The sequence below is a fragment of the Solimonas sp. K1W22B-7 genome (assembly GCF_003428335.1).
Classification (GTDB): Bacteria; Pseudomonadota; Gammaproteobacteria; order Nevskiales; family Nevskiaceae; genus Solimonas_A.
Genome location: NZ_CP031704.1, coordinates 491,749 through 503,932, shown reverse-complemented (window position 1 = coordinate 503,932; position 12,184 = coordinate 491,749). Strand labels below are relative to the sequence as shown.

Genomic DNA, 12,184 nt, shown 5'->3' with positions numbered 1-12,184 from the left:
CCCGTCAGGCCTTCCCCTTCTTCGGGGCCTTCGCCTTGCCGGCCGCATTCAAGGCCACCGCCTCGCGCAGCAGCGCCTTGAAGGCGGACTCGTCCACTGCTTCGCCTTCGTGGATGTCGATCGCGCGGCGTACGTTGCCGTCGAGGCTCGCGTTGAACAGCCCGGCCGGGTCCTTCAGGGCTGCGCCCTTGGCGAAGGTGAGCTTCACGGCCTTCTTGTAGGACTCGCCGGTGCAGAGGATGCCATCGCGCTCCCAGACCGGGGTGCCCATCCACTTCCATTCTTCGACGACGTCGGGAACGGCCTGCCTGATGAGCCTGCGCATCCGGCCCAGGGTTTCCCCGCGCCAGTCGCCGAGTTCGGCGATCCGCTGGTCGATCAGGGCGGATGGCGATTGTCCTTCCGTGGAACCCGGCTTCTTCATGTCCTTCTCCTGAAATTCACGGCTTCTTCACATCTTTATCCGCCTGCATTCCGGACGCATGTTGCCGCGTACCTCGCGCCCGGGTCCAGCCTGCGGCGCCCCCGCAGAGGGCTACAATCTTCGCAATACCCCCGGAGACCCGCATGAAAACCCGCGCCGCCGTCGCCTTCGCCGCCAAAACGCCCCTGGAGATCGTGGAACTGGACCTGGACGGCCCCAGGGCCGGCGAGGTGCTGGTCGAGATCATGGCCACCGGCATCTGCCACACCGACGCCTACACGCTGGATGGCTTCGACTCCGAAGGCATCTTCCCGTCGATCCTCGGCCATGAGGGCGCGGGCATCGTGCGCGAGGTGGGCGCGGGGGTCACCAGCGTGAAGCCGGGCGATCACGTGATCCCGCTGTATACGCCGGAGTGCCGGCAGTGCAAGACCTGCACCAGCCACAAGTCCAATCTCTGCACGGCGATCCGCGCGACGCAGGGCAAGGGCCTGATGCCGGACGGCACGACGCGCTTCTCCTACAAGGGCCAACCCATCTACCACTACATGGGCTGCTCGACCTTCTCCAATTTCACGGTGCTGCCGGAGATCGCGGTGGCGAAGATCCGTGAGGACGCGCCGTTCGACAAGGCCTGCTACATCGGCTGCGGCGTCACCACCGGCGTCGGCGCGGTGATCAACACGGCCAAGGTGACGCCGGGCTCCAACGTGATCGTGTTCGGCCTGGGCGGCATCGGCCTCAACGTGATCCAGGGCGCGCGCATGGTCGGCGCCGACATGATCGTGGGCGTGGACATCAACGACGACAAGGAAGAATGGGGCCGCCGTTTCGGCATGACGCACTTCGTCAATCCGAAGAAGATCGAGGGCGACATCGTGCAGCACCTGGTGGCGCTGACCCACGGCGGCGCGGACTACACCTTCGACTGCACCGGCAACACGACCGTGATGCGCCAGGCGCTGGAGGCCTGCCACCGCGGCTGGGGCGAGTCGATCGTGATCGGCGTGGCCGAGGCGGGCAAGGAAATCTCCACGCGGCCGTTCCAGTTGGTGACCGGGCGCGTGTGGAAGGGCTCGGCCTTCGGCGGCGCGCGCGGGCGCACGGACGTGCCGAAGATCGTGGACTGGTACATGGGCGGCAAGATCGAGATCGACCCGATGATCACCCATGTGCTGAAGCTGGAGGACATCAACAAGGGCTTCGACCTGATGCACGAGGGCAAGTCGATCCGCAGCGTGGTGGTGTTCTGAGCCGGGATCGCGCATGAGCATCGAGACGCTGTCGGAACACGGCTGCTTCGGCGGCACGCAGGGCTTTTATCGCCATCATTCGGCGCGCATCGGCCTGCCGATGCGCTTCTCGGTGTACCAGCCGCCACAGGCGCGGGCCGGCAAGGTGCCGGTGCTGTTCTACCTGGCCGGGCTCACCTGCACGGAAGAGACCTTCATGATCAAGGCCGGCGCGCAGCGCCTGGCCGCGGAACTGGGCCTGATGCTGGTGAGCTGCGACACCAGCCCGCGCAACACCGGCATCGCCGGCGAGGCCGACGACTGGGAGTTCGGCACCGCAGCAGGCTTCTATCTCAACGCCACACAGGCGCCGTGGTCGGCGCACTTCCTGATGGAGGACTACCTGAGGGAGGAGCTGCGTGCGACGGTGCTGGCGGATTTCCCGGCCGATGCTTCGCGCCTGGGCATCTTCGGCCACTCGATGGGCGGCCACGGTGCGCTGGTATTGGCGCTGCGCAACCCCGGCGTCTACCGCTCGGTCTCGGCGTTCGCGCCGATCTGCGCGCCCAGCCTCTGCCCCTGGGGCGAGAAAGCCTTCAGCCGCTACCTGGGCGCGGACCGCGAGGCCTGGCAGACCTATGACGCCAGCGCGCTGATGGCGGCGGCGGGCGGGCCGCCGTTCCCGGAGATCCTGGTGGACCAGGGTCTGGCGGACAAATTCCTGCACCAGCAGCAGTTGCTGCCGGAACGCTTCGAGCAGGCCTGCCGCGCGGTGGGCCAGCCGCTGCGCCTGCGCCGCCATGAAGGCTATGACCATGGCTACTACTTCATCGCCAGCTTCATGGACGATCACCTGCGCTTCCACGCCGCCCAGCTGTCGCACTAGCGGCCGCTGTCCAGGCCCGGGCTCCGCCGCATAACCAAATGACTTGATGTTCTTTTGAGCCAGCGAGACGCGGCCCTAAGCTGCCGCGCTCCCTAGGCTGGACCAAAAGAACATGCGTGTGAACCCGGTGGCGTGGCCGCTGAGACGGATTGCGGCGGCGCTGACGGTGTCGGCGCTGCTGGCGGCCTGCGGCAATTCCTCGGCACCCGAGGCGGGGGCCGCCAGGGGCCGCCCCAATATCGTGGTGATCCTCGCCGACGACCTGGGCTACTCCGACCTCGGTGCCTTCGGCAGCGAAATCCGCACGCCGAACATCGACGCCCTGGCGCGCGACGGCCAGGTGCTGACCAACTTCCACGTCACGCAGCTGTGCTCCACCACGCGCGCAAACCTGCTGACCGGCGCGGATCATCACCTGGTCGGCATCGGCAGCCTGGTGGACCTGGTGCTGCCCTACCAGACGGACCAGCCGGGCTACGAGGGGCAGTTCAACCACAGGGCGCGCACGATCGCGCAGCTGCTGCGCGACGGCGGTTATCACACCTACATGGCCGGCAAGTGGCACCTGGGCGAGCCGGGACCCGAGCGCTGGGGCTTCGAGCGATCCTTCGCGCTCGCCGGCACGCTCGGCAACGCCAACAACTTCGGGTCGCAGGCGGGCCTGGAGAACTCAGCGGACCCGGTGTTCTTCGAGAACGGCGAGCCGGCGACGCTGGCGCCGGGCAAGTTCACGGCCGACCACTACGCCGACAAGCTGATCGAGTACGTCGACGAGCAGCGCGGCGACCGCAAGCCGTTTTTCCTGTACTACGCCGTGCAGACGCCGCACTGGCCGATCCAGGCGCCCGACCAATACCTGGACCGCTACAGCGGCGTCTATGACGCGGGCTACGGCGCGATCCGCGAGGCGCGCATCGGCCGGCAGAAGGCACTGGGGATCATCCCCGCGGACTTCAAGGTGCACCCGGGCACGCCGATCGGCACGCCCAGCTACGGCATCCCGGGGCCGCTGCTGCACCGCCCCTGGGGCCTGCTGACGCCGCTCGAGCGGCGCCAGGAAGCGCGCAGCATGGAAGTGTTCGCGGGCATGCTGGAAAACCTCGACGACAACGTCGGCCGGCTGCTGCGCCACCTGAAGGACATCGGCCAGTACGACAACACCCTGGTGGTGTTCCTGTCGGACAACGGTGCCGACGGCAATGGCTACCCGATACCGCCCAGCGGCTACCTGGACAATTCGCTGGAAAACTACGGGAGGCAGGGTTCCTTCATCTATCACAGCGTCGGCTGGGCCGACGCGGGCGCCGCGCCGTTCCGCATGTTCAAGGGTTTCACTGCCGAGGGCGGCATATCCTCGCCGACGCTGGTCAAGCTGCCGCACGCAACAGGCGCGTCGCGCAAGCTGCCCGCGCTGGCATCGGTGCTCGACCTGGCGCCTACGATCCTGGAACTTGCCGGCATGGGCAATCCGGGCACGCAGTACCACGGGCGCGAGGTAGCGCCGCTGGAGGGCCGCTCGCTGCTGCCGCTGCTGCGCGGGGAAACGGCTGCGGCGCATGCCGCGGACGCGGTCTTTGCCGGCGAGGTCTACAACCACCGCTACGTTCGTCGCGGTCCCTGGAAGATCACGCGCGCCGATGCGCTGCCGTTTGCCGGCGGCCTGCTCGCCAACCAGGACTGGCAGCTCTACAACGTGGACCAGGATCGCGGTGAAACCACGCTGCTGGCCACGCGCAGCGTCAGCACGCTGGCGCTGCCGGCGCCGACCGACGAGTACAGCGAGATATTCGACGGCCTGCTGGCCGACTGGCGTGCCTACGTGGAGCGCGTGGGCGTTGCGCTGCCGGACCTGCAGCAGTGAGAACCACCGCCGGGGCCGCGATCCTGGCCCTGGCGGCGCTGGGTGCCGGCCTGGGACTGCATGCGCTGCAGCCGGCTGTCCCCGCGACGGGTGCCGCACCTGATCCGCTGGGCAGCCCCGCTGCCTGCCGCGACTACTCGGGACTGCCGCGGGGCTGGGGTGTGACCCCGCGCGCGGGCATGCTCCGCGTGGCCGCCGGCCGCTTCGAGCGCGGCAGCCTGCGCGGCTATGCCGACGAGCGCCCTCTCGTCGATACCCGCGTCGATGCATTCTGGATGGACCGCACCGAAGTCAGCAATGCGCAATTCGCCAGCTTCGTCGCGGCGACCGCCTACGTGACCGAGGCCGAGCGCACCGGCGCCACGGCGGTCTTCCGGGTGCCGCCACCGGATGCGGCGGCACTGGAACCAGGCAGCGGGTGGAAGCTCTTGAAGGGCGCGGACTGGCGCCATCCGGAAGGCCCGGACAGCTCGATCGCGGGCCGCGACAACGTTCCGGTGGTCAACGTGAGCCTGGCCGACGCCCAGGCCTACGCCGCCTGGCTGGGGCGCGAACTGCCCAGCGAGATGCAGTGGGAGTTCGCGGCGCGTGCGGGGCGCAGCAACGCGGCCGCCGACGCGGCCCTGCTCGACGCCGGCCAGCGTCCGCAGGCGAACGTCTGGCAGGGCCTTTTTCCGATCGAGGATCGCGGTGACGATGGTTTTCCGGGGCGCGCGCCGGTGGGCTGCTTCGCCGCCAACCCCTATGGCCTGCACGACATGATCGGCAACGTCTGGGAGTGGACCACGGACCTCTACCGGGGACGACTGGACGCCGTCGCGGCTGCCGCCACGCCGTCGGCGCCCCGGGTCATCAAGGGCGGCTCCTTCCTGTGCGCGGACAACTACTGCGTGCGATCCCGCGCCAGCGCCAGACACCCCCAGGAGCCGGACCTGCCGACGACCCACCTCGGCTTCCGCACCGTCGCCAGGGACTGAAAGCGCCTTAGGGTTAACAGGCCCTAGCGCACGACGAAGGGCTCCGCCACTTCCCAGGGCGCCAGCCGCGTGCCATCGGCCTTGCGCGGCCCCACCGGCCATTGCTCGCCGCCATCGAACACGGCGCCCATGCGCCCGAAGCCGACGAAGCAGGCGGCGAGCGCGCCGAGTTCTGCCAGCTCGTCCTCGGCGAAGTGCTCGCGCAGCCGGCCGAGCAGCGCGGCGTCGATGGACAGGTGATCGGTGGCGAAGCGGTCGGCGAAAGCCAGGGCGGCTTTCTCGGCCGGGCCCAGGTCGGCGGCCTCCTCGGGCTTTTCCAGCGAGCAGACCATGCTCTCGCTGAGCCCTTCATCCAGCGCCGCGCCGTAACGGACCGACATGCAGGGCCGGCACTGGTTGTGGAAGGCGATGCGCAGGCGCAGCAACTCCACCAGGCGCGGCGACAGCTTCGTGCCCTGCCGCAACTCGGCGCTGAAGGACTGGATGCGGAGGTTGAGTTCCTCGCGCCGCGTGGCGGTGCTGCTCATGGCCCGGCTCCTCACTCAGGGGATCACCCAGGCATTCCAGCACCGCCGGCACGGCGCTTCCTCGTCCTTTTGCGTCAGCCCGCAGCGGTCTTCATGGCCGCCACGGTGGCCGCCAGCTCGCGGCTGGCATCCCCCGGCAGCGCCTCGGCAAACGCCTGCGCCAGCGCCTCGTAGTACCACAGCGTGCCCTCGCGCCCGCCGGTGAAGCGCGCGAATACATCGTCGGCCCCGGCCCGCTGGATGTCGCAAAGGATGGAGCGGGCGTTGTGCAGCTTGTCGCAGACGCTCACCAGCGCAGCCGCGATGTCCATCTCGCGGACGTGGGCGACGTAGTTGCGCTTGCGCTCCCACCACTCCGGCTTGGGGTCCACGTCGGCGTCGGTGCAGACGTTGACGATGGCGAGCACTTCGTCCCCGAAGCGCACGCGGATTTCCTCGCGCAGCCTGTCGGCGCCACCGAAGGCGGTGGCCTGGTCCTCGACGCTGTCGTGCAGCAGCGCGGCGATCGCCTGCGTCTGGTTGCCGCCGAATTCCAGCACCAGCGCAGACACGCTCATCAGGTGCGCGACATAGGGCGTGTCCACGCCCTTGCGCCGCTGCGTCCTGTGCAGGCGCGCGGCAAAACCCAGCGCTTCCTCGAATTTCTCGTCCAGCATTGCTCTTCTCCTTCGGCCCGCCGACGGCGGGACACAACAGCCTCTGTCGCGCCGGCAGTACCGGCACAGCTTGGGTTCACATCAGGATGGCACAACGGATTTGCGGCGCCCGGCATTGCACCGGGTACGTTCATTCTACAGCGCCCGCGCCGCGTCCGCTCAGGCGGCGGCGGGTTCGCCGAGCTGCGCCAGGCTGGTTTCGTACAGGGCGGCGACGAAGTCGGTCTGCGTGATCATGCCGACCAGCTTGCGCTCGGCGTTCACCACCGGCACATGGTGCAGGCCCGCGTCGGACATCATCGGCACCAGTTCGACGATGGGGGTGCTGTCCTGCACCGATTTCACCTTCGCGCTCATGATCTGCCCCACCACCTCCGGCTTTTCGGTGTGGGTGTGCTCGGTGTACCTGAGGAAGGCGCGCAGGCGCGCGCCCATGCCCGGCAGCTGCAGGGGATCGATATGCCGCAGGAAATCCGAGCGGGTGACGATGCCGATGACATGGCGCCCGCGGTCCACTACCGGCAGCGCCTGCACCGCATGGGCCCGCATCAGCTGCCAGGCCTCGGCCAGCCTGCTGCCGAACTCCACGGTGACGATGTCGCGCGCCATGATGTCGCCGCAGCGGGTTTCACCGAAGCGGCGGCGGTGGGCATGACGCTCGGTGCGCAGGAACAGGTCCTCGAGGTCGTCGATGCTGATGTCCAGCACCTGGTCGTGGGCCTGCAGCACGGCCTGCAGGTCTTCGCTGGTGAAACCCAGGCGCGCCGTGGGCAGGCTGTCGGCGGTCTGGTGCGGATGCGGCGCCTCGGCTTGCTGCGAGTGTGGATAGCGGCGCCCGACCGCCTTGTTGTAGAGCACGGCCACGCCCAGCAGCAGCAGGCTGTTGAGCAGCACCGGCTCGAGCACGAAGCCGTAGCCCAGCGCCTCGATCTGGCTGCCGCCGAGCACGGCGGTGAGTGCCACCGCCCCGCTGGGCGGATGCAGGCAATGCAGCGCGAACATCGCGCCGATCGACAGGAAGATGGCCGCCGCGGCCGCCAGCGCCGGCACCGGAATGTAGCGCGCACAGCTCACGCCGATCAGCGCCGCCACGAGGTTGCCGCCGAGGACCGACCAGGGCTGTGCCAGGGGGCTGGCGGGCAGGCCGAACAGCAGCACCGCCGAGGCGCCCATCGGCGCGATCAGCCAGACCGCGCCGGGCGTGGCGCCGAGCAGGGCGGTGCTGGCCAGGCCGGCGATCAGCACCCCCAGCAGTGCGCCGGTGCCGGAGCGCAGGCGCTCGGCCTGGCTGACCGAGGCCCGGGGCGGCAGCAGGCTCCTGAGCCAGGAGGGCAGCAGCTTGTTCATGGGGAGCAGTGAAATGAAGGGGCGCGATTACATCATGTTGTGATATATCGGCGCCATTGCCGGAGCTTCATCCCATGCCTCGCCCCACCCCGCCCCCGACCCCGCAGGACTACCAGGCCCTGTCCGAATTCCGCTACCAGCTGCGCCGCTTCCTGCGCTTCAGCGAGGACGCGGCGCAGGCGGAGGGGATCACGGCGCTGCAGTACCAGCTGATGCTGCATGTCCAGGGCAACCCGGAGCGCGACTGGGCACTGGTGGGCGAGTTGGCGGAGCGCCTGCAGATGCAGCAGCACGGCACGGTGGCGCTGGTGACGCGCTGCGAGACGGCGGGGCTGGTGCGGCGCACGCGCGCCAGGGACGATCGGCGCCAGGTGCAGGTGCGGCTGACGAGCAAGGGCAAGGCCTGCCTGCGGCGCCTGGTGGCGCTGCACCGGGCCGAGCTGCAGTCGCTCTCCGGGGTGTTCCGGGTGACGCATATCCCGGCCTTCAACGACCGGCTCTGAGTTCCCCGCGGCCTTGGAGAAAATCAGCGACGCTGATATTTCCCGGGCAGGAGACCGCTACAGCTTGCCAGCCTTCCAGACCACCCGGCCGTAGATGGCCACGGTCTCGCTGAGGATCGGCTCCGGCGGGTAGAGGTGCTGCATCGGATTGTCGCTGTGCATGACGACGATGCCATCGGCGCGGCGGATCAGCCGCTTCACCCGCATGCCATCCTCGGCGATCAGCGCATAGACCTTGCCGCTGACCACCTCGCGCTCGGCGGTGTGGATCATCACGCTGTCGCCGTGGTTGAGGGTGGGCGACATGCTGTCGCCGGTAACGTCCCACAGCTTGCACTTGTCGGGGCTGAGCCCCGCCTGCGCCATCCACTCGCGCCGGAAGGAATGCGATTTATCGACTTCCTCGAAATCGTGAATGATCTCGCCGCGCCCGCCGGCCAGCTTGGCGCCGGTGACCTTGGACACGTAGACCACGTCGGACGTCAGGCTGATCCCCAGGGATTCCACGGTGGCACCCCTCGGCAGCTTTCTCGCCAGGTCGGGAAAGATTTCCTCCGCCGGCGCGCGCAGCAGGTCGGAGAACTTCACCAGCGCCTCGAGGTTCAGCGGGATGACACCGTTGAGGTACTGGCTGACGGCGCTCTGCTGTTTCCAGCCGAACTGGAACGCCACCCGCTCCTGGGTCAGCCCCAGCGGGCCCTTCTGGACATCCCACAGACGCCGCAACTCCAGGGCGGCCGCCTTTTCGTGAGGCGAGAGCTCTCTGCGCTTCATGGGGGCCGAGAGTATTAGCATCGCTAATGATTGTCAAGTAGCGTTGCTATTGACTTTATAAGCAGCAATGCTAATATTATTAGCAGAACGGCCCAGGGCTCTCGCCGCAACGCCTGCCGTGTCGCCCCTTATTTCCGATGAGGCCGCCTGCCTCATCGCCACCGGAGTTCGCCGTGCCCGATTTCATGGACCTCATCCAGGAGGCCGAAGCCCGTGTCAGCGAGGCGCTCAACGCCTCCGCCCGCCTGTCCGACTCCAGCGCCTTCGGCAGGAGCGATTGCGCCGACTGCGGCGACGAGATCGACCCCCGGCGCCTGGCGGTGGTGCGCGGCGCCAGCCGCTGCACGCTCTGCGAACAGCTGGCGCAACGCCATGACATGCATTTCCGCAGCCGGTCGCGGCCCTGGTGAGGCCGGGCCGCGCGCTACCGATCCGCCGCCGCACAACGGCAACCCCTTTCGCCACAGCCATCCCGGAGCTGGACAGCATGAGCAACGCAGACCATCTGATCATCAAGCGCGTCGTCCGCTCCGTCCTGGCCAGGTCGCTGGCCTTGCATCAGGAAGCGGTCGACAAGACTGCCGACGAAGTCATCGATGCGCTGCGCTTCGAGTGCGGCGGAGACCGTCTCTACGTGCCGCGCGGCAAGGCGCACTGCGAAAGGGATCTCAGGATCCGCAGCAGCTATCTCGCGCTGTGCCAGAAGCATGCCCCCGGCTTCGCCATGGAGACCCTGGCGCGGCGTGAGGAGCTGAGCATCCGCCAGTTGCGCCGCATCTGCGCGCCGCAGCTCCTGCGGCAGATGCCGCCGGATGCGACTCGGCAGTGACGCCGTTTTGGTAAGGCGTGTCAGCGACCCCATGGGACCCTGTCTGCATGTTCCCACCGACCCGAAAACACCCCCCACGCACTCCCCGATTTTCATCGCGAGGCATCCGCACATGAACGATCTGCGCAGCGACTTCACCACGGCCACCGCCAAGTCGGGGCCACCCATCCTCGCATTCTGGAGTGGACTGACGTTGAACGATCTTGTCGGCTGGATGACGCTGGCCTATCTCGCCCTGCAGGCCGCGCACCTGCTGTGGAAATGGCAGCGCGAAATACGCGGCCCGGCCACCCGGCAGGCGCGATGAACCCCCGCTCCCGCGCCGCCCTCGCCGGCACCGCGCTGCTGCTGGCGATCCCGGCGGCGAAGATTCTCGAAGGCAAGTCCAACCGCGCCTACCTCGACGTCGCCGCGGTGCCCACTGCCTGCTACGGGCAGACCGGTCCCAGGGTGCGCATGGGCGAGGTGTACAGCGATCTCACCTGCGAGCGCTGGCTGCACGAGCAGCTGCTCGCCTTCCACCAGGGCATCCGCCGCTGCGTCACGCAGCCGATGTCGCCGCCGCAGGCCGCCGCGCTGACGCTGTTCGCCTACAACGTCGGCCTCGACGGTGCCTGCGGATCCGCGGCCGTGCGCCACGCCAATCGCGGCGACTGGAAGAGCGCCTGCAGGGCCCTGCAATACAACGAGCGCGGACAGCCGGCCTGGTCCTACGTCACCGACGCCGCAAGCGGACGCAAGCGCTTCGTGCAGGGCCTCGCCAACCGCCGCGCCGCCGAGCGCGCACTGTGCGAACGCGCTGCGGATCAGACCGCCGATCGCGTCGTTTCAATTGACACGATTTTGGTAAAGCACGTCACCGACCACATGGAATGATGATCACATGTCAGAACCCATCGACCACCAGATCGTCCAGGGAATCGCCGACTGCCTCAGGCAGATTCGCCAGGACAACGGCTACCGCAGCGACATCGGCCTGCAGGTATTGCCCAACGACGGCTCCGCGATCGACGAAGAGCTGCCCTTCGTCGAAATCATCGACGACGAGGAAGTCGCCGAATACCAGAACGGCAAGCGGCGCCGGGCCTCGCTGGCCCTGACCATCGCCGTCGAGTTTCCCGCCGGCGACGTCGACCAGGCGCAGCTGCTGCAGGCACGCCGCGCCTTCGCCGACATCCGCCAGGCGCTCGCCACCATCGATCCGGTGAACTGGATCGTCGGCGTCGGCGGGCTCGAACTCGGCGGCAGGACGATGTTCGCCGACGACGGCGGCACCCCTTTTTTCCGACCCGAACTGAAAGCCCGGGTCACTTTCCATGAAAACCACAGGAGCAACACATGAGCGGACTTCTCTGCGCCGGCAATGTTCACGCCGCAATCCTCAACGACGATGGCAGCTTCGCCGGCTTCCTCGGCATCAAGAACGCGATCAAGCTCGCGATCTCGCCGGGTGAAAGCGAGGAGAAGCAGCGCGTCTCCAAGCAGGTCGCCAGCTACGGCCAGGTGCTGGACTCGGTCGTGATCCCGGGCAAGCCCATGGTCACGGTCGACTTCGACGAAGGCGACGCCGAGACCATCGGCCTGGCCCTGCAGGGCAACGTCGCCCCGCTGAACCTCACCACCCAGACCCGCACCGCGGTGGACCTCACCGTCACGGCACTGGATACCTGGCTGGAACTGGGCGACCGCTACATCAACCCCACCGGCTTCCTGCTGAAGGACAACGGCGGCGTCAATACGCTGGTCCAGGGCGTGGACTACGTGGTCGACCTGACGATGGGCCTGGTGAAGTTCCTCGCCAGCGGCACGGTGGAGGCCAGCGACACCGTCGAGAAGACCTACACCACCCGCGCCGTCACCGGCTCGCGCATCTCCGGCTCGAAGAAGAACCAGCTGCGCATGCGCCTGCTGCTGAACGGCAAGAACCTCGCCACCGGCAAGCCGGTCGTGGTCGAACTGCCGAGCTGCACCCTGCGCTCGGCCAGCACCTTCGATCCGCTGCTGGGCGAGTTCGCGGTGACCTCGCTGACCGGCACGATCGTCGGCGACTACAGCGTCGATCACCTCGACGCGTAAGCCGGCACCCCCGGCCGTAGCGCCTGCGGCAGCCCGCGGCAGTTCCCGGAGCGTTTCCGGGAACTGCCCGGGAGGTCGCGGACGGGCGAGAG

Annotated in this window: 16 protein-coding genes; 11 read left to right on the top strand and 5 right to left on the bottom strand. The window is 68.2% G+C overall.

What is annotated here, in order from left to right; genetic code table 11:
• Positions 1-4: 4 nt before the first annotated feature.
• Positions 5-424 carry a DUF1801 domain-containing protein gene (locus D0B54_RS02460; RefSeq protein WP_117288859.1) on the bottom strand — a complete coding sequence of 140 codons (420 nt, stop codon included), beginning with the start codon at positions 422-424 and terminating at the stop codon, positions 5-7.
• A gap of 143 nt (positions 425-567) precedes the next feature.
• On the opposite strand from D0B54_RS02460, the gene D0B54_RS02455 reads away from it, so the two are divergent.
• The 4 genes from D0B54_RS02455 (at position 568) to D0B54_RS02440 (ending at position 5,380) form a co-directional block, all read left to right on the top strand.
• Complete coding sequence (locus D0B54_RS02455; RefSeq protein WP_117288857.1) at positions 568-1,677, top strand: S-(hydroxymethyl)glutathione dehydrogenase/class III alcohol dehydrogenase; 1,110 nt, start codon at positions 568-570, stop codon at positions 1,675-1,677.
• Positions 1,678-1,690: 13 nt separating this feature from the next.
• Positions 1,691-2,542: an S-formylglutathione hydrolase gene (fghA, locus tag D0B54_RS02450; protein WP_117288855.1), complete on the top strand. Its 852-nt coding sequence runs from the start codon at positions 1,691-1,693 to the stop codon at positions 2,540-2,542.
• A gap of 112 nt (positions 2,543-2,654) precedes the next feature.
• Entirely contained in the window at positions 2,655-4,403 is a 1,749-nt protein-coding gene (locus D0B54_RS02445) for an arylsulfatase (protein WP_117288853.1), read from the top strand.
• The gene (locus D0B54_RS02440) at positions 4,400-5,380 is read left to right on the top strand and encodes a formylglycine-generating enzyme family protein (RefSeq protein ID WP_117288851.1); all 981 of its coding nucleotides are present in this window, start codon (positions 4,400-4,402) and stop codon (positions 5,378-5,380) included. The genes D0B54_RS02445 and D0B54_RS02440 overlap by 4 nt, the downstream gene beginning before the upstream one ends.
• 23 nt (positions 5,381-5,403) lie before the next feature.
• Here the strand turns inward: D0B54_RS02440 and D0B54_RS02435 are convergent, their stop codons facing one another.
• The 3 genes from D0B54_RS02435 to D0B54_RS02425 all read right to left on the bottom strand — a co-directional run bounded on the left by D0B54_RS02435 (position 5,404) and on the right by D0B54_RS02425 (position 7,910).
• Positions 5,404-5,907 carry a carboxymuconolactone decarboxylase family protein gene (locus D0B54_RS02435; RefSeq protein ID WP_117288849.1) on the bottom strand — a complete coding sequence of 168 codons (504 nt, stop codon included), beginning with the start codon at positions 5,905-5,907 and terminating at the stop codon, positions 5,404-5,406.
• A 74-nt stretch (positions 5,908-5,981) separates the two neighbouring features.
• Positions 5,982-6,563 carry an HD domain-containing protein gene (locus D0B54_RS02430; RefSeq protein WP_117288847.1) on the bottom strand — a complete coding sequence of 194 codons (582 nt, stop codon included), beginning with the start codon at positions 6,561-6,563 and terminating at the stop codon, positions 5,982-5,984.
• 159 nt (positions 6,564-6,722) lie between these two features.
• Positions 6,723-7,910, bottom strand: a complete 1,188-nt coding sequence (locus tag D0B54_RS02425) for an HPP family protein (protein WP_117288845.1) — start codon at positions 7,908-7,910, stop codon at positions 6,723-6,725.
• Positions 7,911-7,984: 74 nt separating this feature from the next.
• Here D0B54_RS02425 and D0B54_RS02420 point away from each other — a divergent pair, with 74 nt between their 5' ends.
• Entirely contained in the window at positions 7,985-8,413 is a 429-nt protein-coding gene (locus D0B54_RS02420; RefSeq protein ID WP_117288843.1) for a MarR family winged helix-turn-helix transcriptional regulator, read from the top strand.
• A gap of 57 nt (positions 8,414-8,470) precedes the next feature.
• Here the strand turns inward: D0B54_RS02420 and D0B54_RS02415 are convergent, their stop codons facing one another.
• Positions 8,471-9,187, bottom strand: a complete 717-nt coding sequence (locus D0B54_RS02415) for a LexA family transcriptional regulator (protein ID WP_162932145.1) — start codon at positions 9,185-9,187, stop codon at positions 8,471-8,473.
• Positions 9,188-9,360: 173 nt separating this feature from the next.
• On the opposite strand from D0B54_RS02415, the gene D0B54_RS02410 reads away from it, so the two are divergent.
• The 6 genes from D0B54_RS02410 (at position 9,361) to D0B54_RS02385 (ending at position 12,092) form a co-directional block, all read left to right on the top strand.
• A complete protein-coding gene (locus tag D0B54_RS02410; RefSeq protein ID WP_205527247.1) occupies positions 9,361-9,597 on the top strand; it encodes a TraR/DksA C4-type zinc finger protein in 237 nt (78 codons plus the stop codon).
• 77 nt (positions 9,598-9,674) lie between these two features.
• Positions 9,675-10,016 carry a Mor transcription activator family protein gene (locus D0B54_RS02405; RefSeq protein WP_117288837.1) on the top strand — a complete coding sequence of 114 codons (342 nt, stop codon included), beginning with the start codon at positions 9,675-9,677 and terminating at the stop codon, positions 10,014-10,016.
• A gap of 112 nt (positions 10,017-10,128) precedes the next feature.
• Positions 10,129-10,323, top strand: coding sequence for a hypothetical protein (locus D0B54_RS02400; protein WP_117288835.1), 195 nt, complete (start codon positions 10,129-10,131; stop codon positions 10,321-10,323).
• On the top strand, positions 10,320-10,892 hold the full coding sequence (locus D0B54_RS02395) for a lysozyme (RefSeq protein WP_162932144.1): 573 nt from the start codon (positions 10,320-10,322) through the stop codon (positions 10,890-10,892). Before D0B54_RS02400 ends, D0B54_RS02395 begins: the two co-directional genes overlap by 4 nt.
• Positions 10,893-10,899: 7 nt before the next feature.
• The gene (locus D0B54_RS02390; RefSeq protein WP_117288830.1) at positions 10,900-11,358 is read left to right on the top strand and encodes a hypothetical protein; all 459 of its coding nucleotides are present in this window, start codon (positions 10,900-10,902) and stop codon (positions 11,356-11,358) included.
• Positions 11,355-12,092 (top strand): hypothetical protein, encoded by a 738-nt coding sequence (locus D0B54_RS02385; RefSeq protein ID WP_117288828.1) that lies wholly within the window; start codon positions 11,355-11,357, stop codon positions 12,090-12,092. The genes D0B54_RS02390 and D0B54_RS02385 overlap by 4 nt, the downstream gene beginning before the upstream one ends.
• Positions 12,093-12,184 lie beyond the last annotated feature (92 nt).

What these genes read in the sequence shown, in the direction of transcription:
- D0B54_RS02460 (WP_117288859.1), bottom strand. Translation starts at nt 424, where the DNA reads ATGAAGAAGCCGGGTTCCACGGAAGGACAATCGCCATCCGCCCTGATC.
- D0B54_RS02455 (WP_117288857.1), top strand. Translation starts at nt 568, where the DNA reads ATGAAAACCCGCGCCGCCGTCGCCTTCGCCGCCAAAACGCCCCTGGAG.
- fghA (WP_117288855.1), top strand. Translation starts at nt 1,691, where the DNA reads ATGAGCATCGAGACGCTGTCGGAACACGGCTGCTTCGGCGGCACGCAG.
- D0B54_RS02445 (WP_117288853.1), top strand. Translation starts at nt 2,655, where the DNA reads ATGCGTGTGAACCCGGTGGCGTGGCCGCTGAGACGGATTGCGGCGGCG.
- D0B54_RS02435 (WP_117288849.1), bottom strand. Translation starts at nt 5,907, where the DNA reads ATGAGCAGCACCGCCACGCGGCGCGAGGAACTCAACCTCCGCATCCAG.
- D0B54_RS02430 (WP_117288847.1), bottom strand. Translation starts at nt 6,563, where the DNA reads ATGCTGGACGAGAAATTCGAGGAAGCGCTGGGTTTTGCCGCGCGCCTG.
- D0B54_RS02425 (WP_117288845.1), bottom strand. Translation starts at nt 7,910, where the DNA reads ATGAACAAGCTGCTGCCCTCCTGGCTCAGGAGCCTGCTGCCGCCCCGG.
- D0B54_RS02420 (WP_117288843.1), top strand. Translation starts at nt 7,985, where the DNA reads ATGCCTCGCCCCACCCCGCCCCCGACCCCGCAGGACTACCAGGCCCTG.
- D0B54_RS02415 (WP_162932145.1), bottom strand. Translation starts at nt 9,187, where the DNA reads ATGAAGCGCAGAGAGCTCTCGCCTCACGAAAAGGCGGCCGCCCTGGAG.
- D0B54_RS02405 (WP_117288837.1), top strand. Translation starts at nt 9,675, where the DNA reads ATGAGCAACGCAGACCATCTGATCATCAAGCGCGTCGTCCGCTCCGTC.
- D0B54_RS02400 (WP_117288835.1), top strand. Translation starts at nt 10,129, where the DNA reads ATGAACGATCTGCGCAGCGACTTCACCACGGCCACCGCCAAGTCGGGG.
- D0B54_RS02395 (WP_162932144.1), top strand. Translation starts at nt 10,320, where the DNA reads ATGAACCCCCGCTCCCGCGCCGCCCTCGCCGGCACCGCGCTGCTGCTG.
- D0B54_RS02390 (WP_117288830.1), top strand. Translation starts at nt 10,900, where the DNA reads ATGTCAGAACCCATCGACCACCAGATCGTCCAGGGAATCGCCGACTGC.
- D0B54_RS02385 (WP_117288828.1), top strand. Translation starts at nt 11,355, where the DNA reads ATGAGCGGACTTCTCTGCGCCGGCAATGTTCACGCCGCAATCCTCAAC.